29 protein-coding genes are annotated in these 23,337 nt (G+C 40.0%); 22 read left to right on the top strand and 7 right to left on the bottom strand.

Annotation, left to right across the window (positions count from 1 at the left end; all coding sequences use genetic code 11):
- Positions 1-146: 146 nt before the first annotated feature.
- From CRECT_RS08340 to CRECT_RS08325, 4 genes are all read right to left on the bottom strand, one after another.
- Positions 147-455 (bottom strand): YolD-like family protein, encoded by a 309-nt coding sequence (locus tag CRECT_RS08340; RefSeq protein ID WP_039888850.1) that lies wholly within the window; start codon positions 453-455, stop codon positions 147-149.
- On the bottom strand, positions 448-1,680 hold the full coding sequence (locus tag CRECT_RS08335) for a Y-family DNA polymerase (protein WP_050771519.1): 1,233 nt from the start codon (positions 1,678-1,680) through the stop codon (positions 448-450). Before CRECT_RS08335 ends, CRECT_RS08340 begins: the two co-directional genes overlap by 8 nt.
- Before the next feature lie 213 nt (positions 1,681-1,893).
- Positions 1,894-2,709: a mobilization protein gene (locus CRECT_RS08330; RefSeq protein ID WP_227932256.1), complete on the bottom strand. Its 816-nt coding sequence runs from the start codon at positions 2,707-2,709 to the stop codon at positions 1,894-1,896.
- 65 nt (positions 2,710-2,774) lie between these two features.
- On the bottom strand, positions 2,775-3,233 hold the full coding sequence (locus tag CRECT_RS08325; protein ID WP_004320814.1) for a hypothetical protein: 459 nt from the start codon (positions 3,231-3,233) through the stop codon (positions 2,775-2,777).
- Between the two features lie 741 nt (positions 3,234-3,974).
- Here CRECT_RS08325 and CRECT_RS12700 point away from each other — a divergent pair.
- The 20 genes from CRECT_RS12700 (at position 3,975) to CRECT_RS08220 (ending at position 20,079) form a co-directional block, all read left to right on the top strand.
- The gene (locus CRECT_RS12700) at positions 3,975-4,340 is read left to right on the top strand and encodes a TM2 domain-containing protein (protein ID WP_227932361.1); all 366 of its coding nucleotides are present in this window, start codon (positions 3,975-3,977) and stop codon (positions 4,338-4,340) included.
- A gap of 31 nt (positions 4,341-4,371) precedes the next feature.
- A complete protein-coding gene (locus tag CRECT_RS08315) occupies positions 4,372-4,779 on the top strand; it encodes a TM2 domain-containing protein (RefSeq protein WP_004320819.1) in 408 nt (135 codons plus the stop codon).
- Between the two features lie 21 nt (positions 4,780-4,800).
- Positions 4,801-5,211, top strand: coding sequence for an NINE protein (locus CRECT_RS08310; RefSeq protein WP_004320823.1), 411 nt, complete (start codon positions 4,801-4,803; stop codon positions 5,209-5,211).
- A gap of 21 nt (positions 5,212-5,232) precedes the next feature.
- A complete protein-coding gene (locus CRECT_RS08305; RefSeq protein WP_004320815.1) occupies positions 5,233-5,622 on the top strand; it encodes a TM2 domain-containing protein in 390 nt (129 codons plus the stop codon).
- Between the two features lie 19 nt (positions 5,623-5,641).
- Entirely contained in the window at positions 5,642-6,208 is a 567-nt protein-coding gene (locus CRECT_RS08300) for an Lcl C-terminal domain-containing protein (protein ID WP_004320825.1), read from the top strand.
- A 29-nt stretch (positions 6,209-6,237) separates the two neighbouring features.
- Positions 6,238-6,690, top strand: a complete 453-nt coding sequence (locus CRECT_RS08295; protein WP_039888713.1) for an Lcl C-terminal domain-containing protein — start codon at positions 6,238-6,240, stop codon at positions 6,688-6,690.
- A gap of 100 nt (positions 6,691-6,790) precedes the next feature.
- Positions 6,791-8,515, top strand: a complete 1,725-nt coding sequence (locus CRECT_RS08290; RefSeq protein WP_004320821.1) for an McrB family protein — start codon at positions 6,791-6,793, stop codon at positions 8,513-8,515.
- A 4-nt stretch (positions 8,516-8,519) separates the two neighbouring features.
- Positions 8,520-9,803, top strand: a complete 1,284-nt coding sequence (locus tag CRECT_RS08280) for a 5-methylcytosine restriction system specificity protein McrC (RefSeq protein WP_004320826.1) — start codon at positions 8,520-8,522, stop codon at positions 9,801-9,803.
- Positions 9,800-10,300, top strand: a complete 501-nt coding sequence (locus CRECT_RS08275) for a hypothetical protein (protein ID WP_004320816.1) — start codon at positions 9,800-9,802, stop codon at positions 10,298-10,300. The genes CRECT_RS08280 and CRECT_RS08275 overlap by 4 nt, the downstream gene beginning before the upstream one ends.
- A gap of 27 nt (positions 10,301-10,327) precedes the next feature.
- The gene (locus CRECT_RS08270; RefSeq protein WP_171992707.1) at positions 10,328-11,026 is read left to right on the top strand and encodes an IS1595 family transposase; all 699 of its coding nucleotides are present in this window, start codon (positions 10,328-10,330) and stop codon (positions 11,024-11,026) included.
- 46 nt (positions 11,027-11,072) lie between these two features.
- Positions 11,073-12,242 (top strand): Lcl C-terminal domain-containing protein, encoded by a 1,170-nt coding sequence (locus CRECT_RS08265; RefSeq protein ID WP_004319530.1) that lies wholly within the window; start codon positions 11,073-11,075, stop codon positions 12,240-12,242.
- A 9-nt stretch (positions 12,243-12,251) separates the two neighbouring features.
- Entirely contained in the window at positions 12,252-13,202 is a 951-nt protein-coding gene (locus tag CRECT_RS08260; protein ID WP_004319569.1) for an Lcl C-terminal domain-containing protein, read from the top strand.
- Positions 13,203-13,270: 68 nt separating this feature from the next.
- The gene (locus CRECT_RS08255) at positions 13,271-13,672 is read left to right on the top strand and encodes an Lcl domain-containing protein (RefSeq protein WP_157752383.1); all 402 of its coding nucleotides are present in this window, start codon (positions 13,271-13,273) and stop codon (positions 13,670-13,672) included.
- 14 nt (positions 13,673-13,686) lie between these two features.
- Positions 13,687-14,838, top strand: a complete 1,152-nt coding sequence (locus CRECT_RS08250) for an Lcl C-terminal domain-containing protein (RefSeq protein WP_004319550.1) — start codon at positions 13,687-13,689, stop codon at positions 14,836-14,838.
- Positions 14,839-14,895: 57 nt separating this feature from the next.
- Positions 14,896-15,852, top strand: coding sequence for an Lcl C-terminal domain-containing protein (locus tag CRECT_RS12330; RefSeq protein ID WP_004319617.1), 957 nt, complete (start codon positions 14,896-14,898; stop codon positions 15,850-15,852).
- 30 nt (positions 15,853-15,882) lie between these two features.
- Positions 15,883-16,326, top strand: coding sequence for an Lcl C-terminal domain-containing protein (locus tag CRECT_RS08240; protein ID WP_050771495.1), 444 nt, complete (start codon positions 15,883-15,885; stop codon positions 16,324-16,326).
- Between the two features lie 94 nt (positions 16,327-16,420).
- Entirely contained in the window at positions 16,421-16,855 is a 435-nt protein-coding gene (locus tag CRECT_RS08235) for a hypothetical protein (RefSeq protein ID WP_004319540.1), read from the top strand.
- Between the two features lie 17 nt (positions 16,856-16,872).
- On the top strand, positions 16,873-17,913 hold the full coding sequence (locus CRECT_RS08230; RefSeq protein ID WP_004319533.1) for a hypothetical protein: 1,041 nt from the start codon (positions 16,873-16,875) through the stop codon (positions 17,911-17,913).
- A 71-nt stretch (positions 17,914-17,984) separates the two neighbouring features.
- Positions 17,985-18,383 (top strand): hypothetical protein, encoded by a 399-nt coding sequence (locus tag CRECT_RS08225; RefSeq protein WP_004319637.1) that lies wholly within the window; start codon positions 17,985-17,987, stop codon positions 18,381-18,383.
- Between the two features lie 214 nt (positions 18,384-18,597).
- Complete coding sequence (locus CRECT_RS08220; protein ID WP_004319585.1) at positions 18,598-20,079, top strand: type IV secretory system conjugative DNA transfer family protein; 1,482 nt, start codon at positions 18,598-18,600, stop codon at positions 20,077-20,079.
- A gap of 51 nt (positions 20,080-20,130) precedes the next feature.
- Here the strand turns inward: CRECT_RS08220 and CRECT_RS08215 are convergent, their stop codons facing one another.
- Entirely contained in the window at positions 20,131-20,577 is a 447-nt protein-coding gene (locus CRECT_RS08215; protein WP_004319632.1) for a helix-turn-helix domain-containing protein, read from the bottom strand.
- Positions 20,578-20,734: 157 nt separating this feature from the next.
- Here CRECT_RS08215 and CRECT_RS08210 point away from each other — a divergent pair, with 157 nt between their 5' ends.
- A complete protein-coding gene (locus tag CRECT_RS08210; RefSeq protein ID WP_039888181.1) occupies positions 20,735-21,154 on the top strand; it encodes a hypothetical protein in 420 nt (139 codons plus the stop codon).
- Between the two features lie 172 nt (positions 21,155-21,326).
- Positions 21,327-21,695 (top strand): hypothetical protein, encoded by a 369-nt coding sequence (locus tag CRECT_RS08205; RefSeq protein ID WP_039888179.1) that lies wholly within the window; start codon positions 21,327-21,329, stop codon positions 21,693-21,695.
- Positions 21,696-21,923: 228 nt separating this feature from the next.
- On the opposite strand, the gene CRECT_RS08200 is transcribed toward CRECT_RS08205, so the two are convergent.
- Positions 21,924-22,577 (bottom strand): metallophosphoesterase family protein, encoded by a 654-nt coding sequence (locus tag CRECT_RS08200; RefSeq protein WP_004319653.1) that lies wholly within the window; start codon positions 22,575-22,577, stop codon positions 21,924-21,926.
- On the bottom strand, positions 22,574-23,263 hold the full coding sequence (locus CRECT_RS08195) for a metallophosphoesterase (protein ID WP_004319563.1): 690 nt from the start codon (positions 23,261-23,263) through the stop codon (positions 22,574-22,576). The genes CRECT_RS08200 and CRECT_RS08195 overlap by 4 nt, the downstream gene beginning before the upstream one ends.
- Between the last annotated feature and the right edge of the window lie 74 nt (positions 23,264-23,337).

The following is a 23,337-nucleotide window of genomic DNA, read 5'->3' as shown; positions in this document are numbered from 1 at the left end:
TTATACCCTACACACCAAACTACACAAATTCTAAACCGATGTGGCGGATTTACTTGCAGTTTCTTAGATTTTATCCGTCAAGAAAAGCGGGGGACAGAGTAAAATTTGTGCCGTACGTATCATCTCGTGCGCTGCAAAATCCCGCCTCACAAAACAACCTCAACCGCGTAGATATCGTCAAATTTAACCCTCGTTTTTACTACCGTTAAGCTTTTATCCATCAAATTTACGTTTGAGACTAGCCCCTCTATGCTCACGTAGCCCTGCCCGTCGTGGTATGTGATTCTTACCTTGTCGGCGGGCTTTAGTTTGCTTATTTTATTTAGGATTTCTTCTATTTTTGATTCGTCAAGATCTAGCTTTTCGCTCTTTTCTCGCTCCTGCGCTTTTAGGGCTTTTTCTAGAGTTGAGAGAGGGTTAAACGAGCTAAAGATTTTGGCTCTATCCCTATTCACCGCTTTTGTGTCCTCCTATCTTTTTGTTTCTATCTCGTCCGGTGGCCTCCGGCAGCAGATCGGTAGCCCTTAGGATGGAGTTTTTGCCGTATTTTTCTTTTATCTTATTTAGTGTTTTTAGCACCGTTTTTTCTTTTGCGTTTTCTTCTTCAAAGAGGCTTTTTTCGGTTTTGCTTTCCTTTACGACGTCGTTTGCAGATATGCCGATTTGCCTGATGAGGCCTGCGTTTTTTATCTTTTTTAGATATAGCTCCTGCACCGCGTCCATGAGTGCGCTAGCGATATTGCTCGGGGTTTTAAACCTTACCGTGGCTCTTTGCGCAGGTTCATTTTTATCGGCGAATTTGATATTTATCGTGAGCCCGCTAGCCCGCACCTCCTCGTTTATCATCTTTAGAGCTAGCCTATCGGTCATCTCTTTTAGCACGATTAGAGCCTCTAGCCTCTCGTAGTCCCTAGGTAAAATTTCAGAGCTAAAGTATGATTTGGTTGGGGGTTTATAGGCCTTGATATCGGCTATAGTGGTGGGCTCGATACCGTTTGCGTGATCTAGCGCGATGTAGGCGTCGATGCCAAACACCTTTTCTAGCAGGCTAAAGGGCGCGTTTGCCATATCCTTCATACAAAATATCCCGTATCTCTCAAGCTTTGCTCTAGTTTGCTTGCCTATACGCCAAAAATCATTTAGCGGCCGATGCGTCCAGAGCTTTTCTTTATAGAGCGCTTCGTCTAAAAAGGCGATATTATCCTCGCTGTGCTTAGCTAGGATATCAAGGGCGATTTTAGCTAGGTATAGATTCGTCCCTATGCCGCAGGTCGGCGTTACGCCCGTAGTTTTTAGGATGTCGTCCATTATCATCTTTGCCATAGCTCTAGCTTCTAGTTTATAAAATTTTAGATACGAGGTGAGGTCGATAAACGCCTCGTCGATGGAGTAAACGTAGATGTCCTCTTTGGCAACGTATTTTAGGTAGATGCCGTAAATTTTAGCCGCGTAGTCGATGTAAAACTGCATCCTGGGCGCAGCGATTATATATTTGATATTTTTAGGGATCTCAAACAGTCTGCATCTGTTTTTTACGCCGAGCGCCTTTAGTGCGGGACTAACGGCTAGACACACGCTGCTCTCGCCTCTGCTAGCGTCTGCGACGACCAAATTTGCCTCAAATGGATCAAGCCCTCGCTCAACGCACTCGACCGAGGCGTAGAAGGACTTTAGATCGATGACGGCGTAGATGCTTGGGGTTAAATTCTTGATTTGGTTTAAGGTTGAAATTTTACTTTCGGCAAATTCGGTTTTTGTTTTTCATAATGGGATTATAGAAAAAATCGGTAAAAATTATGACTTAAATTTACGAAAAAAGGAGGGGGGTTAAATTTTTGTTTTTTTGTGGATATCGTGAGTGTGAGTATCCAAGTCGGATACTCACGGTGGCGGCTAAATATCGTCTATGTGATAGCGTATGCGCTCAAATATTTTTCTTAGCGCTTTTTGGCCTTCAGCCTGTTCAAGTCCTTCGTCGTTTTGATTCTGAAGCGCATTGATATGCTTTTTTAGCTCCTCGATCTGCGCGCCTTTTTGGGCAACCTTTTTTTCTAGATTTTCCACTTTGGCTGTAAACTGCGAGATTGTTTGGGCTAAAATTCTATACGCTTGATGAGGCAACCCTTTTCTGGGCGTTTGGCCGATGGCGGAGTAGTTGATGCCTCGACGCATGCCTAAAACGTTTGCAGCTAGAGTTTGCAGCTCTTTCATCTTTAGCGGCCCAAAGTCGCGGCTTTTGTATAAATTTACTCCATCCGTTCCAAGTACGAAAAATTCGATATGCGCGTGTAAATTTGGATGCCAAACGCCGTTCTCGTCGAAATGGCCCTCATCCCTGTGGATAGCGATTTGTATCGTGCGCCATCCGTATTTTCTCTCTATTACATCGCAAAGCCGTCTGACATCGTCTATGGTATGGCGATCTTCGATCAGTACTATGGCCGAGCGTCTGATGTTTTTTGGATCGACTTGAACTCTTTGACCCGTCCTAGCTATGTAGTTTTGGATCGCCTGCGTAAGCATACATAGGTATTTTTCTTCGGCGAGAAACGCACTCGCGTCGACTTCGTTGAGATGCGAAAACTGCGGATATGCGTGATCCACCGTTTGGCTGCGATCGTTGTGTGCAAAGGCGTTAGGCACGCTACGCTGGATTTTAAAACAAGTCATTTTAGAACTTGTAGTTTGGTTGTTTGTTACAATCGACATTTTTGTCTCCTTTTTTAAATTTATCGTCGTTAGCGCGGTATCCATTATGGATACCGTTAGATAGGCTACTTTTTCTTGCCATCCCCGACCTCCGCTTTCTTGTCGGTAGAGTCGGTAGAAGTCGCGGTAGCCGACTGTTTGTTTTCTTTGCCGGTAGAGTTTTCGTTAGCCGACTGCGACGGAGGTGCCGATATGCTAGAAATAGGCCTAGCTGCATCTTTGTTGAGTACCTCGATGAGCCCATCTATATCGGCGACCGTGTAGTTTGTGTTTTCCGGCGCGCCCTTTTTTGACGTCCGTTCCATATCGATTAGCATCGATAGATAGTATCTTTTTTGGTCGCAGAGCGGCAATGCAAGGCTGTATTCGCGAAAATTCTTTTCCAAATTTTCCATTTCCGCATTGATTTTGGCGAGTCTAAAAAGCGTATCTTCCTTTTTGACTTGCAACTTTCTCGAAAGAGAGGCGTAGTAGGTCCTGGCCTCCTCGAGACTACTAAATATTTTAGGATTACCATTTTTCATGGCAATTCCTCCTTTTTGTTTAAATTTGAAAATCGGCTTGTTCGCCAATTTCCTGTATTAATTATAAGGTTTTTAGCGTAATCCACATTTCAGATTTAGAACATTTTATTTTTATTCAAATAATATATAAATTAGGATATAATTTCATAAATTTATTCATATAGAAAGGAAATAAAAATGGACATTTGTTCGTTTGTGTTACTTAAAGACAAGGTGTCGGATGCAAATCTGATAGCAATCAAAAACAAAATCGAAAAATTAGAGGCTGATGGGCATAAAATTGATATTTTATCGGTGGTCCCCACGCTTTCATCACCAAACATAGGGCTTGCTATCAGCGTCTTTCTAGGCTGGCTTGGATCGGATAGGATTTATAAGGGTGATATGGGACTATCGGTATTTAAGTTACTTATTTGTTCTATGTTGCCTATCTTAGCAGTCATCTTAGGCGCGTTTCCATTGGCTATTATAGGCCTCGTGTGGTACTTTATGGATATAAGCCTAGTATTTCTCGGTATCAAAAAGGATAACTTCAACAAAATAATGCAAGCTTTGAGTAGTTATAAAAATACAAATGTAAAATTAACTGACGAAAAACAAGTCGCTACGCAAAATTTTATTAGCGAGATAAAAGATGCTCAAGCGGTACAAAATTTTGCTCAAAGCAAGAGCGAGACAAAAGAAAGCGCGACAAATTTAAATAAAGAGACGCAATCCCTCAAACAAGAGCTCAAAACGAATATATCCAAAGAAAATATAAATTTACAAACCAAATTTGAACCCGCCGCAAGCGAGAGGCAAACCACGAACGCGACTTCAAATTTATCAAAATTACCCGCAAGCCCAAAATCTCCGGCCATAGGTCTCGTACTTGGCCTTTTTCTAGGCTGGCTGGGCGTAGATAGGTTTTATAAGGGCGACATAATGCTTGGTATATTTAAAATTTTACTTTGCGTCGCACCGGCTCTGCTGTTCGCATCAGCTGCAAAAACAAACAGCGACGCAGAGCTGATGGTCGCGTCTGTGATTATGTGCGCAGGTCTTATTTGGTGCTTTGCGGACTTGTTTTTGGTTTATATCGGTATCAAAAAAAGACAATCTAAATAGACGAATTTAAAATTTAATCCAAGGAAGAAAAATGAACAACGCGTATATGCTGTTTCAAGGCAAAGTTTCAGATACTCATCTGATGGTTATAAAAAGCGAGCTGGATAAAGCCGAAGCAGCTGGCAAGAGGCCTGATTTGACCTTGACGGCCGCTACGCTTAAAAGCCCTATGGTCGGACTGGTGCTTGGATTTTTATTCGGCTGGCTTGGCGTAGATAGGCTCTATAAAGGCGATGTCGGACTTGGAATACTCAAAATAATCCTTTGCATTGCGCCGATGTTTTTTGCCGTGCGAGCGGGACAAAGGGGCGATGAGGATCTGGTGGCTATGGCGATGATGATTGGTTTTGCGGGTCTTATTTGGTGTATTGCCGATTTATTTTTGGTCTATACGGGCATCAAAAAAGACAATTTTAACAAAATAATGATCTCTTTATAATTTTAAATTTAAAGGTAAGTGATGAATAGCACTCTTTTGTTGCTAAAGGGCAAGATTTCAGACGTAAATTTGATAGAGCTCAAAGGTAGGTTAGATAGGATGGCGTCGGTTGGACATTATAGTCTTGATCTCTCGCCCGTTTTATCCACCTTAAAATCCCCGGGTATCGGACTGGTGCTTGGATTTTTGTTCGGCTGGCTTGGTGTAGATAGGTTTTATAAGGGGGATGTGTGGCTTGGTATATTTAAAATTCTACTTTGTATACTTCCTGTCTTTTTGGTAATGGGCGCTGCGCAAAATGGCAATGATGATCTTGCCGGTTTTGCGTCTTTAATCATGTGCGCAGGCATTGTTTGGTGCATTGCCGATCTATTTTTGGTCTATATGGGCATCAAAAAAGACAATTTCAAAAAAATAATGGCTTCTTTGTAAGCCAAATTTAAAGGAAAAATAGTGGGTAATTCGTATCTGTTATTTAAAGGTAAGGTTTCAGACACTCATCTGATGATCGTTAAAAATGAGCTAGATAGAGCCGAGGCGGCAGGCAATATGCCCGATCTAAGGCCGCTAACCTCACAGCTAAAAAGTCCTATCTTGGGTCTTATCATAAGCATTTTGTTCGGCTTTATAGGGTTTGATAGGTTTTATAAGGGCGACGGCGGCGCGGGGGTTTTGAAGTTCGTGTTAGCAGTCGGCATGGCAAGGGCGTCAAAAACCAATCCCGACGAGGCCGCTATCGCCCTTGCCGCCTTACTTTTGTGGTGGCTGGCGGATATATTTTTGGTCTATTTCGGCATAAAAAAGGACAATTTCAAAAAAATCTCGGCCTTTTTCTTAGGCTAAATTTAAAAGGATGAAAAACATGACTAAATTTACTTCCGCCCTGCTAGCATGCCTGCTGTGTTCTAGTGCGGCGTTTGGCTTTGACCCTATCGGCTTTATCAAAAAGACCGTGAGCGACGAGGGCGACATTACTGCAGGCTTTGACAGGAACAACCGTCTGGGTGTCGTCAAGGACGACGTATATAAGCTGATGTGGCAGGATAGCTATGGGAAGGATATGTCCCCGCTTGTTATCCCTTCTATTGAGGAGCAAAACTCGCACGATAAACTTGTGACCTACGCCGAGGCGGTTCGCTACTGCGATGATTTAAATTTTGCCGGTTTTGATGACTGGAGACTGCCCACGGTAAACGAGCTTTTAAGTATCACGGACGATACTAGGTTTAACCCCGCTATAAACAAAGCCTTTAAAAACGTCGCATACAAGATAAACGATAAAGGCGAGAAAATCTATGGCCGGTACTGGAGCTCTACTAAGTATGCCGACGACTCGTCTAATGCGTGGTTCGTGAATTTCAGGGATGGCGACGGTGACTGGAGCGACATTTCTCTTCGCTACTTCGTGCGGTGCGTCCGGCAGTATTGATTTTTGAAAATTTAGATAAAGGAAAAAGTATGAAAAGATATATAGCCGCTTCTTTACTGCTTTGCGGTCTGCTAAATGCAGAAGCGCTAAGTCCTACGTGCTACCGAGATAACGATAAAAACGTAGTGGTATGTAGCGAAAAGAAGCTCGGTAAACTAATGTGGCAGGATGAAAAGCAAAATTTTAAAGGAACGTGGGAGCAGGCGCAAGAGTACTGCAAGCTAGTAAGCCTAGCCGGGTACAAAGACTGGAGGCTACCGACCAGAGTGGAGCTGCTAAGTATAGCGGATAAGAGAAGGTATAAACCCTCTGTAAATACGGCCTTTAAATACATAACAGAATCTGATTATCCACGGTACTGGAGCCAAACTAAAAGTGCCGGCTTCTCGTCTGGTGCGTGGCTCGTGGCTTTCTGGAGTGGCAACGATGACTGGCTCGTCGTTTCTGATCGCCACTTCGTGCGGTGCGTCCGGCAGGATTGATTTTTGAAATTTCTTTTTTGAGAAATTCGGACTTAGCGGCGGCGCTTTGAAAAGCTTTTTTGCTCCCCTTGCGGGAGCTTTTTAAATTTTGGAGAATAAAATGAATAACTTTACTGCTGAGCAGATACTAAAGATAAATGAGATTTTTAGTAGGATCGTCGACTGCAAGGGAAATTTGAAAGTGTTTAAGGATTTTGATTGGGATGCTCGCAAGGGGGACGTTATAGCATATAGAGGCAGCAAAGGCATATCGCTATCAAAGGTTAACAATGCTACCGTAAGTAAGCTTGAGGATTACTACGATTATGACGGCTCAAAGGCTAATATACTTGATATCTGCAAAGATATAACCGACTACCAAGATCTCGGCATAAAATTTGATATAGATGGAAGTGGAAATAAATTTAGAGATGAAAATATCAATAAGCACTTTAATGTATTGCTAGATAAGTATAAAAACGGCGGAACTAGCAATGATTTCTTAGAAAAAAACGATTTTAATATTTTATATGGTGGCTTTTACGAATTATTGATGGTTTGTAATTTTACGCTAGACAAAGAGGGATATACCATCTTTTATCTTAATATCTTTCAAAAATTAATAGAGTATTTTAGAGACGGTAAAAATAGTTTTTATGTCTATACCCAAAGTGGCATCAAAAATTTAGATAGCAAATATGAATTAAGATTAGATGTATGCTTTAAAATTCATCAAATACTTTGTTTGCTGCTATCTAGAATTAATTGGAGTATCGATGGAAGCGGAGAATCATTGAGCGATGATGAGCTAAGGGAAATTTTAGGCGACCTCTTTGGAATTTTTGCGGATTTTAGAAAAGCTATTTTGAAAGCCATCGATATAGTTATCAAAAATAAAATTCTAGGCGAACTTACTAAGGGCGCTAAAAATATCATCTATTACGGCGCGCCCGGAACCGGCAAGACGAAATTCGTAAAAGACCGCCTTGATATTTTAGATCCGAATCGCGCTAGAACCGAATGGGTGCAGTTTCACAGCGGCTTTGAATACGAGGATTTTATAGACGGCATAAAACCGGTCGGGATACAAAACGGAAATTTAAATTTGGCTTTGACAAACGGCATATTTAAAGAATTTTGTTTAAAAGCAGCGCAAAACGATAAAGAAAATTTCTTTTTCATAGTAGATGAGATAAACAGAGCCGACATAGCGGCGGTATTTGGCGAGACGTTATCGCTTTTGGAGGAAAATTACCAAGGAGAAAACATAAAGACCAAAAACTTTCCGTTAAGCAATCAAGAGTTTTTTATACCTGCAAATATCTATTTCATCGGTATGATGAATGACGTGGACAAGAGTATAGACTGCTTTGACTTGGCTCTAAGAAGGCGCTTTACGTGGGTTTTGATGGAGTGCGATTATGGGGTTATAGAAAATGCGACGGATAAAACCTACAGGACAAAATGCGAAAATTTAAATAACTACATCACTAATGACCTCAAATATTTAGTTGAATACAAAGATGAAACTAGGGTAAAAATAAAATCCATTCGGTCTTATTATAATATGAAAAAAATGGATGAATATTACGATCAATTATTTCAAAAAACAACTGATGAAGAAAAAGAAAATAATAAGAAAAGATACGAAAGAACCAGTGGCTTAAATTTAGGCAGAGCTTACGAGATCGGACACTCGTATTTTCTAAAAAATGCTAAAATGAGCGAGCAAGAAATTTGGGATAGACATATAGAGCCAATCTTGCGCGAATACATAAGAACGCAGTTTAGCGACGGCGAAGTAGAGAAAAAGCTAGAAACGGCTAAGAAAATTTTCGTAGGCTAACGCGATGTTTAAAGATAATAGCTCCTGCGATCACGTAACGCATCAAAAAGAAATAACCTTTGATGAGCTGGCAAAAGGTAAGACGGATATAATCTTTTTAAACGGACGGCACGATAAATTTAAACCCAAGATAAAAGACGACAAAGATGCGCACTATATCCTTAAAAAGTGCGAAGACGGTAACTATATATTCGGCAACTATATAGGCCGTTTTGCCTTTGAGGGGCAAGAGTATGTCATAAACTCTCGTTTCGGCAAAGAACTAGAAGCCAAGCTTTTAAAAACTATCGACTCCGCGTTTTTTAGCTCTGGCGGTAGCGTCGCAGGCGCAAGCGGCGACATTCCTATGGACTACGTCCTTTATGCCTCATTTATCAGCCGCTTAAAGCTAGCTAAGCTAAGCGGCTTCCCAAGCGTTTATAAAAAGATTCCTTTTAGAGACTACGCCCTGCACGGAAGTCTTGACGTTAAAAATTTCATCAAAAAAGATCAGCCCTTTATGGGTAAAATTTCAAGCCGCAAAAGCTCGCGAGTGCCCGACGAAGTGGTCGCAAGGGTGCTTTTAAAAGCTTACGATATCTTGGTTAGAAAAAACCCTAAATTTGCGCTTTACGATAAGGAGATTAGAAATTTTTTACTAGCTAACGCTAACGGCGAGATGAAAAGCGTAAAAGATATAAACGTAGCCTTAAACTCAAAATCCGTGATGAACGAGCTTTATAAAGACTACAAAATCGCTCTTCAAATCGCTAGGGTTATCATTTTACAAGATTCAAGATACGCGAACGAAAACGCCGTCAAAAATCTAAATTTCGGTTATTTGCTGTATGCGCCCAATCTTTTTGAGCTTTACGTAAAAGGGTTGATAGAGGAAGCTTTGAAGATATTAAGAGAAAAGCATAATTTAGATTTCATGCTTCTTTATCAATGGCCAAATGATGACGAAAGATATAGGGTTGATTATCTACTAAAAGATAAAAAAGACCGCACTATCGTAATAGACGCAAAGTATAGATACTTTTGCGAGAGGTGCGGCTACTGCAACGAAACCGATATGTCCAATTTAGTCCAAATCGGTAAATATATTGCAGCCTATAAAGCGAAAATGGGGATTTTGGTATATGCTAGAAACTGTTCTTGCCATAAAGTACTTTCTGAAAACAAGGAACCCATTTACTTGATAAATGTCTTGGATTGCCCTAGTAAAAAAGATTTCAATGAGAGCATAGAAGCTTTTAAATTGGGTTTAGCCAATGTCATAAAGAAAAACTTTGAGGAGAAAAAATGAAAAAATTTCTAATGGTCGCATTGGCGGTAGGCTTATGTTTTCAATTAGCAAACGCCGTAAAATTTGGAAGCATTTTAAAAGATGCCGGTGCCGGCGGCGCAAAAGCTACAGCCAAAGCAAGCGAACGGCAAAGCGAAGTCGAGAGCCGAAGCGATGAGGGAGCTTCAAGTCCGCATGCCCAAGAAACGCAATATGGCAAAATAGACGCTAAATTTTGGCATGGAAGCCATGTGGTATATTCGTCAGACGACTCTGATGTTGGCGTTATACTAACGGTATTAAAGCCCATAAAAGCAACGGGCGGAGAAGATCAGGGAAGCTGGGAGGTAACCATAGGCTCTCACCGCTTTGGATGCAATACAGACGATAGATATGAAAAAGTCGATTTTGACGTATTGGGCATTTCTTGTAGCGCACACAAGGATTTTGCAAAAAAAGTCGATATTAAGCTACTTTCCGTAGATGAAGTCAAAATAAAAAGGCTCTCTTTAACTTAAGCTCACACAAAGGAGCAGTAAGTTACGATGAGCACAATGAAAAATAAGTATATAGTCCGTTCCCGAATTTCAGAGAAGAAATTTAGAGAAATTCTCAAGTACTTTACAGAAGACATAGAAGCATCAAAGATATCGAATTTAACTAAAATTTCAGAAGTAACACTATGTAAAATCTTTAGAGAAATAAGAATTCTAGTGTCTAAAGAGTGTGAAAAGATAAGCAAATTTAGCGGCGAGATAGAAATAGACGAAAGCTACTTCGGAGCTAAGAGAGTAAGAGGTAAAAGAGGTAGAGGAGCAAGCGGAAAGCAGCCGGTATTTGGAATGCTAAAGCGTGACGGCAAAGTTTATACTCAAATAGTTAAAAACTGTTCTGCTAGTGAACTAATACCCATACTATCGCAATATAGCGAGCTTGATAGCTCTACTATCTATTCTGATTGCTGGAAAGCTTATGACGGATTAGTAGATTATGGAGCTAAAGCTCATTATAGAGTGAAGCACTCTAAAAATGAATTCGCTAACGGTAAAAACCATGTAAACGGTATAGAAAACTTCTGGGGATATGCTAAACACAGATTATCTAAATTTAAAGGTATAAAGAAAGAGAATTTTCTGTTGCACCTAAAGGAATGCGAATTTAGATATAATACTAAAACTACACAGGAAAACTTATATCAGAAACTATTGAAATTGATAAGAGAGAATCCGCTTAAGTTTAATTGAGCCAATAAAAATTACCTCAAAAAGCGGAGATATTAGGGAGGAGACTTTGAAACAAAAGCTTCATGTGCCGATTTTTAAAGGCCTTGTTTGTCAGAAAAGAAAATATAACGATGAAGGCGAAGCCTATGAGTGTCACGAAGATATGAGTGTTCAATATCCGCTCATAAAGACTGCCGATCTTAAAGAATATGCCGAAAGAATGATAGAGGATTTCGTTAAAACCGATCATGGATTTTTTTGTAGTAGCCAAGGGAGAACATCTAGTAGAAATGTTTATTATGTCTATAAAGATATGGTATTGATAGGAAATTATGATCATTATGATGCTTGTGGTACGGCTCATCCTGCTTTTGAATCGCAAATTTACATAGGCGAAAAGGAGATACCAACCTCAGATATCGTAAAAAATAAAGTGGGTTTGGCTGTGGCTATTAAAAAGCATATAGCGGATAATTTAGACAAATATGGATATGATTCTCGCGATAATGAACGCTTGCAAGAAATTAAAACCGTAAAAGACAAAGCGAATATAAAAATCGTAAATGATTATTTTATAATAGATCAGGGTTCAATCGATACATTCTATCTGTCCAACAGCGCAAGCTCAGACAAATATACTTTAACTTACCAAGAGGTAGAACCGTATTTGACGGACGGGATTAAAGGATACTTTAAAAATGCAGGTAGGCAAAATTTAGATCAAAATTTTAGGCTTGAGCCGTATCGAATTCCTGCACACGAAGCCTCTGCACCGCAAAATCAAGCATCCGTAACGCCGCAGTCAAATTCGCAAATTTTAGGCAAAAAATACAAATTCAACGACGGTTTTAGCATAGACGTAAACTCCGGCATCGTCTTGGACGCGATTTACGGACTAATGTGGCAAGATGCGGCGGAAATTTTTAAAGGTTCGTATAAAGACGCCGTGAGCTACTGCGAAAATTTAAACCACGGCGGTTACTCGGACTGGAGATTACCAAGCGCCAGCGAGCTTTTAAGTATAACCGACTACGGCAGATATAAACCGGCTATAAACAAAGCTTTTAAATATGTCGGCAAAGAGGGCGGCGATAAATACGGCTCGTATTGGAGCTCGACCGGAGCCAGCTTTGATGCCGACGGAGTCTGGGTCGTGCAGTTTAGTAGCGGCTTTGACAACTGGGTTAAGATAAACTCAGGGGATAACTTCGCGCGCTGCGTGAGAAATTTAAAATAAGGAGAAAATATGAAAAAATTTATCTTTCTAGCAGCATTTTGCGCTCTTTTAAACGCGGCGGAGATAACGCCACAGTGTCAAAGAGATGACGCTAAAGAGGTCGTCGTATGCTCCGATAAAAAGCTTGGAAATCTAATGTGGCAAGACGGCGCAAAGATAGCGGAGGCTACGTTTGAGCAGGCTAAAGACTACTGCGAGAATCTAAATTTTGCGGGATATGCCGGCTGGAGACTACCGAGTAAGGCTGAAATTTTAAGCATAGCCGATAAAAGCAAATATGAACCGGCTATAAAAAGGGAGTTTAAATACATAGCCGGAGTCGGCGCGTCTTATTGGAGCGGGGATAAATTTGAAGGCGATAAAAACCGTGCGTGGATAGTTGTTTTTAAACGAGGCGGGGATAATTGGAGCGAGCTAGATAAGCAAAATTTCGTTCGCTGCGTGAGAGACGCTCAAATTTCGCAAGCTAGTCAAAATACTCCGTCCAATAATAACTCGGCAAATTTACATAACGACTCTAAGGTAGAAACTCCGAGTTTAGCCAAATCCGAAGCAGCGCCCGCCGCTCGCGTCGCACCGCCAAGTAACGAGGCGATGTACCGCGACGATAGCAAAAGCGTCGTGATAGATAGCGTATATAAACTAATGTGGCAAGACGGAGCTGATATATTTGAAGGTGATTGGGACGAAGCGGAACGCTACTGCGAAAATTTAAATTTCGCAGGATACTTAGGCTGGAGATTGCCAAACAGATTAGAGCTTTTAAGCATCGCGGACGATAGTATGGTTATAAATAAGTCCTTTAAATACATAGGAAAAGACGAATACGAAGCTTACTGGAGTTCTACTAAAAACTCCAACAGCTCGTCGATCGCGTGGGTCGTGGTTTTTGAAGGTGATGACGGTTACTGGGACGACATTTCTGGTCGCCGCTTCGTGCGGTGTGTCCGGCAGTATTGATTTTTGAAGATATTAATAAAACCAAAAGGAAAATAGATGAATAAATTTATAATGATTTTAGCCGTGTTTTGCGTAGCACTAAATGCCGAGCCTTAAGGGCGGTTTGCTATAGTCATAATGCCAAGGATATAGTAGCGTGTGAAGAAAAAGGACTAGGCAGGCTAATGTGGCAAGACGGAACTGATATATTTGAGGGTAATTGGGACAAAGCGAAACGCTACTGCGAAAATTTAGATTTTGCGGGATACTCGGACTGGAGGCTACCGAGCAAGGATGAGTTTTTGAGAATACCAAATAAAAACAAGAACAATGTTTTTCAAAAACACAGAAGAACAATATCTATGGAGCTCTACAAAGCATCCAAAATCTTCATATTTTTCATTTGTATCAAAGAAAAATATGCATGGGATAGTGACAATTACGGCGGAGCTAACGATCTAAATTTCGTTCGTTGCGTACGCAACTATTAATTTTAGGAGCAAAAATGAAAAAAATTCTAGCGTTTATAGCACTTTTTGCGATATTCGCCGTAGGTGCAACTGCCGATCAGATGGGTGAAGTTGAGGCCGAAGAGTTTTACAAGTCAGAATTTAAAAAAGCCGGACTTCCGCCTGCATTAAAAGGAGAGGCATATAAAAGAGTTTTTAACGAGTATATGGATGAAGATCCTGATGGGCTTTTGAGAAATGGCAAGCATAAAGAACTAGCTAAATTTAGGACCAAATACTGTTATAGAGGCTTTTATGAAGCGTGCCAAAAGCTGGGAGAGCAATATATGCTTGGCTTAGGAGTAGAGACGGATTTTAAACGGTCGGTTCTGCTTATGAATTACAGTTTGATAAATTCTGAGTATAAATACCTCAAAATACGTAGTAAAAAAATGTTGGATCTACTAAAGTCAATAAGCGAAGAAAAAGTAAGCGCCGACAAGCGTACAAAAGCAATTATCCATGCTTTTGCAGAAGCTACAATGCAATGCTATCAAGAAAAAACAAAAGAAAGAAACTGTCTATTTTCCTTAATATTATCTGAGGCTATTCCTACTAGCCTAATAGACAATGAAATTCCAACACTTAATGGTCAAAAGGCTCTTGATATAAAATTAGCTGTCGTTGAAATGATGAAGGAAGACATTGGAAAACATAAATCCTCTTCCCAGTTTGTTCCCATGATCATATACTATAATGAAATGCTTTCTTATGCATCTAACTCTAGGACACAAACTCCAAATTTAACTCAGTCCGAAACGGCTCCTTCGAGTTATGAAGTGACGTATCGTGACGATAGTGAAAGAACTGTAGTGGATACTACCTATAGATTGATGTGGCAAGACGATGATAAAATATTTGAGGGCACATGGGACGAAGCTAAACATTACTGTGAAAACTTAAATTTTGCATGGTATGACGACTGGAGCCTGCCTACAAGATCTGAGCTTTTGAGCATCATTGACGATAGCAAGGATCATCCAGCTATAAACGGCACCTTTAAAAACGTTAAGCAGGATCGATACTGGAGCTCTATGAAAAGCGCGGATAGCTCACCTAATGCTTGGGTCGTAAATTTTAAATTCGGATACGAAGGTTGGAGTAGCGCGTCCGGTAAAAGTTTTGTACGATGCGTTAGACGGTATTGATTTTGAAGTTTCCGTAGAGACAGCTGTATAAATAAGATTAAAATAAAGGGAAAATTCGTGAATAAATTTTTTATAACCTTAACGCTATTTTGTGTAGCCTTAAATGCCGAAGCCTTAAAGACGTTTTGCGATAAAAATGACGCTGAAAATATCGTAATATGCGAGGAAGTAAAACTAGGTAAGCTTGAATGGCAGGATGGAGCGGAAATTTTTCAAGGCACTTGGGATGAGGCGGGCCGCTATTGCGAGGATCTAAATTTGGCCGGTCGTTCAGATTGGAGATTGCCTACTAGATCGGAGCTTTTAAGTATCACTGCCGATAGCGAAAACAAGTTAACTACAAACGAAGCTTTTAAGAACGCCAAATCGGCATATTACTGGAGTTCCGTAAAAAATTCCGCCGATTCGTCCAATGCATGGGCCGTAAGTTTTAAAGGTAGCGAAGGGGCATGGGGCGTTAAATTAACCAATCGTTATTACGTTCGTTGCGTTAGAGTCGTTAAATCCCCTCAAGCAGGTCAAAATATGCGACCTAAAAGCAATGAACCTAAAGTATTGGATGATATTTTGAAGGTAATTTCAAATTTGGCTGAACCCAAAATAGTGTCATCCGATTATATTTTGTTGGAACATAACAACTTTATACGTCGAAACGATGTTAAAGAGGTTGTGATAGACACGGCGTATAGACTAATGTGGCAAGACGGCGCCGAAATATTTAAAGGGACGTTAGATGAAGCAAAACAATACTGCAAGGATTTAAATTTTGCAGGCTTTAGCGACTGGAAACTACCTAGCAGGAAAGAGCTGATAAGTATAACTGATGGTCGCTATTATTCTAGCCGATCCATAAATCCTGTTTTTAAAAACTTCGAAACCGGTTTGTACTGGAGCAATACGAAGCACGCAGAATATCCGTCCATCATGCTGCTTATTAGTTTTGATTTATTCGGCGGCGTCGGCTGGGCTGGAGAGAATGCTGATTGCTTTGCAAGATGCGTGAGAGAGTATTGATATTAGAAAACTAAAAATAAAGGATAATCTATGAATAAATATTTAATAGCTATAGCGCTACTTTTTGTATCAGCGAACTCCGAAGCCTTAAAAGCTGTTTGTCATAGAGACGACGATAAAAGAGTCGTAATATGCGAGGAAGACAAGCTTGGGAGATTAATGTGGCAGGACAACACTACTTATAAATACGAATGGAATGACTCTAGACGCTATTGCGAAAAGCTAGGTCTAGCCGGATATTCGGACTGGAGGCTGCCTACTAGATTCGAACTTTTGAGCATTACCGACGATGATAGGTATAATCCAGCGATAAACGAAGCCTTTAAAAATGTCGAATCTGGGAAATATTGGACAAGTGAAAAAAGTGTAATCAGTAGGAATTGTATATGGAATGTGAATTTTATAGACGGTAGCTACGGCGACTTCGAAAGATCTTCAGATCGCCACTTCATCCGCTGCGTCCGAAACTACTAAAATTTAAAATTTCGGCCTTGAGGCGGTGAATGTTTGCCGCCTTCAGGACATTACAAAGCCTAAATTTGGTATAATTCAGCCCAAAGGAATAAAAATGAACGATCCAAAAAGAATAATGTCTCTAAGCGTTAAATTTGATAAAAAACGCTTTTATAAACAGCACATCGCCATTGCTATGGAAAACAATCTTTTTGAGTGCGCTTTTGAGCTAAATTTGGGACTTTTGGAGCTTAAAATTTCAAAGAAGGAAAAAGAAGAGACACTCTGTGCGCTAAAAGATATAGTTCACAGGGTTCCGCAGAATCAGCTTGCTAGATGTCTTTACAAGCTAGCCGTTTGCCTTGCGAGACAAGATAAGCTCGGCGAAGCTCAAAAGTTGCTCAAGGAAGCGCTTGAGGCTTTAGACCGCGACGACGAACATCTAAGGGAAAAAATCGAAAATGAGCTTTATGAGATAGAGCACAAAAAGCATCCTCTTCGAGGAATTTTTAATAAGAGTAATGAAGACGACTTATCGCTTGAATTTTAGATTTGACAGGATAAAGAATGCATAATAAAAATAAAGCATCAAAAGTGCGCGAGGATAACCCAAATCAGCTGGAATCAAACAGAAAATCCGCTCTTTTGGCTAGGTATAACAGATTAAAGTTAATATATTCAAGCCATAGGGTTAAAACAGAAATTTTATTCAAAGAAGCATACAGAAGCTTTTTTAATAGCAAACACGACATGTTTGGAGAATTTTTTCAAAAACTGATAAACAAAGGCGAGTCAGAGGCTATGGATTATCTAAAACCCAAATTGACTCCTGACGACATAAAAACAGGATATACGCCAAATCAAATATCTGCTTTATGTTATTTTGAGGAAGATGCAAAAGGTCTACAAAGAAAAAGAGGGCTACAAAAAGATCAGTTTGCGGATCTGCTTAGTGGCAAATATATAATAGCTATACTGTCGGAAGGTAGAAATAATAGGGTATGGCTTCCGATAAATGAAAATAATTTTTTGGAAGCATTAGAAGCCGTTTTTCAAATAGAGGCCGATGGGCCGGAAATGCTATATGCACCATTTTTTATTATGATTGATTCGGAGATCAATATGTATGGTGCATTAGAGGCAAAATTTCCTAAAAATCTTTTTGAAGACTTTGCTCTAGGGATAGATAAAATTTGTAAAATCGTGATTGCAAAAAAAATGACCAATCTTGCAAAGTCGCCTCCACCGAGTCCGTCCGCAATGATGTACGCCGCCCCATCACCGGTCAAGTTAGCATCGCCTACAACGGCTTTTTTTACGCAAAATTTAACCTCAAATCCAATCACCCTGATAGACTTCAAAGAAAAAATAGCTATCAAAATCCAAGATAAGACCCTGCATGTCATGGGGCTGTTTTCAGATAAACTAATAGAGTTTTTAAAAGAGTGCAAACATATCTTAAACAAAAATAAGAAAGACGAAATTTTACTCGTTAGTCCAAATGCCAAAGAAGACGAGGAAACGACGGCTCAAATTTTAACCTTTTACTCCATGATGTTTATGCTAAATCCAAATTTCATAAACGATCTATTTCATCCTAAAATGTAGCAGTGGCGGCTTTCAAAAGCTTCTGAAAGACTAAAGCTATAATTCTTGCATATTTTTACAAAGGAGAAGATATGCAAGAACCACAAGATAGCGCGCAAAGCGAAATAGCCGGGAAAAGCGGCGAGGAGATAATCGCCTATATCAAGGAAAAATACGATAAATTTGCCTACGAAACCCAAAACTCCGTCGAGGCGCTAGAGATAAAATTCGTACTAGCAGCGGCCGGTATAGGTATAGACGACCCTAAAGAAACCGTCGAGAGATTACAAGACTGCGTTTCCTACTTTAAGGAAAATATCTTTCCGTGCACCTATTTGCTAAGACAAAGAGCAATAGAATACACCCGCGCTCAAAATACTTTTATAAAATCTATGAATAAGTTTATAAAAAACATCTCCCTTATCAGGCTTGAGGCATTTGTTTTTGGGACGATATTTGGCGTTTTTTTGATGTTTTTGCTGCATTTATAGTAAATTTGGGCGCAAATATTACCGCGCCCTTTAAATTTAACTCAAATTTTTACCTTTCCGCTAAATTTTTTACCTCTTTTGCCTTATTTTTCTCAAATTTGCCTCTATTTTTTTAAACTCAAATTTTAATCAAACCCCGACAGGCGCGTCATTCAAAAGCTTCTGAAAGAAAGATGCGACAATTCCATCATAATTTCAAAACAAAGGAGAAAAGATGAGACCGATAGGTTTTTTAAGGTACGAAGAGGGAGAGCAAAGCTCTGGCGAGATAGGATTTGCCAAACAAGAAGAAGACGCGCAAATTTGCAAGGGGGGCAATCTCATAATCCCTTGCAACTTCACTCACGCTGCTATCATCGGCGAGACTGGTTGCGGCAAAACTACTTCGATGATATATCCAAATTTGCTCGACAGGATGCAGCGAGGACACGGGGTATTCGTGTTTGATTACAAAGGTTGCGAAGAGAGCGCGGTTAAGGCTCTGGCTAAAAGAGCGGGCAGGTTAAAAGACGTCGTCGTGGTCGGAACGTTTCTTGGTGAAAAGATAAATTTGATAAAAGATATCTCGGGCAGAGACTTTAAAAATACTACTAGCGCTCTTATGAAAACCATAGATAGTTTTTGGCAAGAATACGGCGCAAATTTGACGCTGAGTATATTTAACTTTTTAAAAGCATTGGGCGAATTTACGGACATCGTTGGAAAACATAACATAAGGGGTTTTGCTCAAGCCGTCCGCCTAAGCGACGCATATCCGTTCAATATCCACACTATAAGAAATTTGACGCAGGATATTTTAAAATTTACCGAATTTTTAGCAAGCGTTAACGGCGACTTGAAATTAAACCTAGACCAAGTCGTAAACGAGAAAAAAGAGGTTCGCTTGAGGCTTAAAGATCTGCTAGCGTCTAAGCAAAATTTGAGCGATATTATGGGTAGATTTGACCTTACTAAAGCAAAAAACGACGAAAAGGTAATAAATGACTTTAGAAATCTCTCCATCATGGCTACCGTTATCAACGAACTAGCCGACGACGAGACGGTAAACGCTGATAAAAACAGTATCTCGCAGTATCTAAACGAAGGCAAGATAGTTGTGTTTAACGCGATAAACTCAAGTAGCCAAACCTTGGCTATGCTTTTAGATAGCTTTATTCCGAGCTTTATCAAAAGAGCCGGCGGGGAAAATTTGATCCCTATTAGCTTATTTTTGGACGAAACGGCAAAAATCGCCGGCAAAAACTCAAATTTTCACGAGGAAATTTTGCGCCAAAGCAAGGTCGAGCTCATTCTCGCCTTTCAAAACGAATCTACTCTAAAAAAGGAGCTGGGATATGATAAATACGAAGCTTTGATAGGAAATATGGTGGACATATATCTGATGAAAAACAAAAGCTTGTTCACTATCGGCTCGGGCGCGGTAAACTGCTCTAGACTAAAGCCTTTTGAGTGCTTGCATGACGGCGAGAGAAATTTACTCAAGCCGATGTTTATAGACGAGGTCGAAAAGCGCGAAGCGGCCTATGAGTTTGAGCTCATAAATAAACTACAAGAAAAAATGCTCGAAAAAAAAGCCAAAGGATGCGTGATGAAATTTAGCGAATGGCATTTTAGAAACGGGCAAATAACTCTCGTGGACGTAAAGAGCGGAAAGGAAAAAATCGGTGAGCTAAAAGATAGCGTGCTGGGAATTTAATGCGGCAGGGGCGATGGGTAGTTGCGAGGCCTAAGTCGTGATTACGGCATACTAGAGTCTGTTCAAATTTATATCGGAGAGCTGCTTCATGCTTTGGACGCATATTTCCTTGTTCTTTTCAAGCACGCCCAACACGCGCTCCAAAAGCGGCTCGGAGGCATACTCGCAAAGGCTAAGTAGCTCCATGATGAGCTGATTTTTACGGTTTAGCGCTGAGCTTTGGCTTTGCTTGTTTAGTAGCTCTTTTAGAAGATCAGTCGAGTTGTCGTCGTCTAAAAATAGCTCTTGCTCGCTAACCTCAAGAGCCTTGGCGATAAATGGGATTAGCTCGGCTTTGATCTCTCTGTTGCCGCTTAGGTAGTTGTATATAGATGGTATCGACGGACTTTCGCCGCTACTTTTCAGGGTCGGGTTTAGAGAAAGAAATCTATTCAAAAAGTCTTTTTTCTTTAAGCCCTTGTTTTTTAGGATCTGATTTATACGCTCGTATATTTGCATAATTTATCCTTTGCGGGTAATTTTAAAATTATATTGAGCGCGATTATGCTATTAGAAATATTTATTCTATACGGCAAAAATTGATAAATTTTAGTATCCTGCAAGAATAATTTTTATAAAAATTATTCATTGTTTTAAATTTATTTAGGAGATTTTTATGAAAAAGTTGTTTTTAGTTTTTGTTTTATTGTTTGGCGCGTCGTTTGCGTTTGGAAAAGATGCGCCGATAGACATAAGATTTGTGCGCAAGAATAATAACGTTAATTATATTGAGATAAAGTCTTTATATAATGGTTCTTTAACTGTTGACCTTTCTAAATCGACAGTTAATGATGGAGAATGTATGCTCATAGATTATGAAAAAGTATATGCGGCGCTTGCTTCAACACTTCTTTCTATGTTTACCGGTAACGACGCATTTGACGAAGTTACAAATGAGGGCGTTAGGCAAATCCCGGATCAAAGAGTAGTGAGGCTTGATTTTGGTGAGACTGTTGGATTTAACACTGTGGATTGCGCTGTAGAAAATATAAAAATAGTAACAAGCAAGGGCACATTTAAATTTAATCTAAGGTGATCTTGGCAACAGATCGTGTTTATTTTAATTTATAGGAGGAAAATTTTATGTTAAAGTTTAAGTTTTATTTTTTTGGGTTTGTAAATTTCGTTGCTTTGGTTTTTATACTTAGTGCTTTGACGGAATGGAAATTTGAGGGTATTTTAATTGCATCAATGTTTTTTAGCTTTTTTTGACTGCTACACAAATCACAATCATCGATGCTAAAAAAACAAAAAAGAAAGAGCAAAGACTTGAATATTTAAAAAGCATATGTCCTGATATTCCAGCTTTTCATTTACAGCGCATAAATTATCAGATATTAGGACAAGTGAGCGCATGCGAAGAAGATTCTTTGGATACCGATATTAACATTAGGGAGCAAGCTGTTAAACTGGGCGCCAATGGCTTAGTGGTAGAAAATGAATCAACAAACTCTAGAACTGTTTACGGCGATGCTAAAGTAACTAAAGGATTTTTTGGTGGGGTAAATGTAAAACAAAAAAGAGATACTTATATTAACACCAAAATCACGGCTTATGCTTTAAAAATATATAAATGACGTTATGGCTATATATTACTGGGTAAAATTTATTAATACCCTGTTTTAAAATATAAAGCCCTAAGTATTGTTCTTGATATTATTTTACAATGTAACAGTCAGTATTTATCCTGTTTATTTTATAGTTGTAGCGAGATTTGAGATAGCCGATTAAAGGCTATCTCAATATGCAAATACTCCTAGTATTTCAGTGGTATCAATATATTTTTAACCATTAAAATACATTCTCTATGTATTATTTTTTTCTAAAACCTCTTTTATCCTTGCGCTTCTGCTCTCTACGCTATCTTCTTCGCTAAACATCCTGTGTTTGCGATGTTCAAAAAGCGGTAGCTCTTTAACGAAACCATAAATTTCCTCAAAGCTCAAAATCTTGCCGTGCAGGTCGTAGCCGACGTTTAGTGCCTTGCTTTTTATATTTGCGATATTTGCGTGGATGTGGCCGTATAGCTGGATCGCACCGTGGTGACCTGCGTTCCACTCGGCTAGCGGATAGTGAAAGAGCACGAGGCGAAATTTATCCTGCCCGTGCTGCACCGTTATCTCTTTGTATTCGCAAATCTCCTCAAACAGCGCGTTGCCGTCCTGTTTTTTTATGGATAACAGCTCGTCTTTATGCTTTTTTATCGCCTCGTCGTGATTGCCCAGCACTAGGACGTGCTTGCCGTTTAGCTTGCTAAATATGGATATATTGGTCCCCATATCCTTGTGAAAGCTAATATCACCTATGTTATAGACCGTATCGCAGGGATTTACCCTCTCGTTCCAATGGCGAATGAGCGCGCTATCCATCGCCTCCACGCTAGAAAAGGGCCTAAAGCACGGATGAAATTTCATGATATTGCTATGTCCGAAATGCAAATCGGAGGTAAAATAAATCATTTTTGCTCCCTTAAATCCGCTTCAAATTTCTCGCCGCTTTTTATCTCCATTATCTCTAGCCTTTTAAAAAATACGGCTCCCACGTCCATAGAAAAGACGTTATTCGTGCGCCCGGTTATCCTATTTTCTTTGCTTGCGACGTGCCCGTGAAATATCTGCTTGCCCGTATTATTGCCCTCCCAAAACGGCTCTATACTCCACAGTACGTAATCCTCGTCCTGCTCCTCTTCGCTTTTGCCGCCGTCAAAGGCTGCGTGGACGAATATGCTTTTTTCAGAGCTTACTACGTGGGGCATATCGCTGATAAAGTCCTTGAGCCACGAGAGCGCGAAACTGTTTAAATTTCGCTTGTAGATCGATCTTTTGGTTTTGTCGCCGCCGTTTCTAAGCCAAATTTGATGATCTAGCGCGTCGCCGCCGAAATACCCGTCCATCATCATTTTCTCGTGATTTCCCAGTACGTGGATCAGCGCGTATCCGTTTCTAATAAGCTCGGCGTATCTTTTATAAAGTCCGATCGTATCCTCGCCGCGGTCGCAGCTGTCGCCCAGGATTATAACCAAATCGCTTTTTGTTAAATTTATCTTTTCAATCATCAGCTCAAAAAGCCCGAGGGAGCCGTGCAGATCGCCGAATACGAAAATCCGCGCGTAATCATCTTCGTTTATATGTTTTATCTTTATCATTTTTGGTTCTTGCGTTAAATTTGTGGAAAATTTCGGGTTAAGTTTTGTATAAAAGTAATGGAATTTTATTCATA

This window comes from Campylobacter rectus (genome assembly GCF_004803795.1).
Classification (GTDB): domain Bacteria; phylum Campylobacterota; class Campylobacteria; order Campylobacterales; family Campylobacteraceae; genus Campylobacter_A; species Campylobacter_A rectus.
Note: the sequence above shows the minus strand (reverse complement) of the source record. Positions and strands in the feature narration are given on the sequence as shown.

Coding starts and splice junctions, on each gene's coding strand:
- CRECT_RS08330 (WP_227932256.1), bottom strand. CDS start 2,709: ATGTCGATTGTAACAAACAACCAAACTACAAGTTCTAAAATGACTTGT.
- CRECT_RS08325 (WP_004320814.1), bottom strand. CDS start 3,233: ATGAAAAATGGTAATCCTAAAATATTTAGTAGTCTCGAGGAGGCCAGG.
- CRECT_RS08315 (WP_004320819.1), top strand. CDS start 4,372: ATGAACAACGCGTATATGCTGTTTCAAGGCAAAGTTTCAGATACTCAT.
- CRECT_RS08310 (WP_004320823.1), top strand. CDS start 4,801: ATGAATAGCACTCTTTTGTTGCTAAAGGGCAAGATTTCAGACGTAAAT.
- CRECT_RS08300 (WP_004320825.1), top strand. CDS start 5,642: ATGACTAAATTTACTTCCGCCCTGCTAGCATGCCTGCTGTGTTCTAGT.
- CRECT_RS08295 (WP_039888713.1), top strand. CDS start 6,238: ATGAAAAGATATATAGCCGCTTCTTTACTGCTTTGCGGTCTGCTAAAT.
- CRECT_RS08290 (WP_004320821.1), top strand. CDS start 6,791: ATGAATAACTTTACTGCTGAGCAGATACTAAAGATAAATGAGATTTTT.
- CRECT_RS08280 (WP_004320826.1), top strand. CDS start 8,520: ATGTTTAAAGATAATAGCTCCTGCGATCACGTAACGCATCAAAAAGAA.
- CRECT_RS08275 (WP_004320816.1), top strand. CDS start 9,800: ATGAAAAAATTTCTAATGGTCGCATTGGCGGTAGGCTTATGTTTTCAA.
- CRECT_RS08270 (WP_171992707.1), top strand. CDS start 10,328: ATGAGCACAATGAAAAATAAGTATATAGTCCGTTCCCGAATTTCAGAG.
- CRECT_RS08260 (WP_004319569.1), top strand. CDS start 12,252: ATGAAAAAATTTATCTTTCTAGCAGCATTTTGCGCTCTTTTAAACGCG.
- CRECT_RS08250 (WP_004319550.1), top strand. CDS start 13,687: ATGAAAAAAATTCTAGCGTTTATAGCACTTTTTGCGATATTCGCCGTA.
- CRECT_RS08240 (WP_050771495.1), top strand. CDS start 15,883: ATGAATAAATATTTAATAGCTATAGCGCTACTTTTTGTATCAGCGAAC.
- CRECT_RS08235 (WP_004319540.1), top strand. CDS start 16,421: ATGAACGATCCAAAAAGAATAATGTCTCTAAGCGTTAAATTTGATAAA.
- CRECT_RS08230 (WP_004319533.1), top strand. CDS start 16,873: ATGCATAATAAAAATAAAGCATCAAAAGTGCGCGAGGATAACCCAAAT.
- CRECT_RS08225 (WP_004319637.1), top strand. CDS start 17,985: ATGCAAGAACCACAAGATAGCGCGCAAAGCGAAATAGCCGGGAAAAGC.
- CRECT_RS08220 (WP_004319585.1), top strand. CDS start 18,598: ATGAGACCGATAGGTTTTTTAAGGTACGAAGAGGGAGAGCAAAGCTCT.
- CRECT_RS08215 (WP_004319632.1), bottom strand. CDS start 20,577: ATGCAAATATACGAGCGTATAAATCAGATCCTAAAAAACAAGGGCTTA.
- CRECT_RS08210 (WP_039888181.1), top strand. CDS start 20,735: ATGAAAAAGTTGTTTTTAGTTTTTGTTTTATTGTTTGGCGCGTCGTTT.
- CRECT_RS08200 (WP_004319653.1), bottom strand. CDS start 22,577: ATGATTTATTTTACCTCCGATTTGCATTTCGGACATAGCAATATCATG.
- CRECT_RS08195 (WP_004319563.1), bottom strand. CDS start 23,263: ATGATAAAGATAAAACATATAAACGAAGATGATTACGCGCGGATTTTC.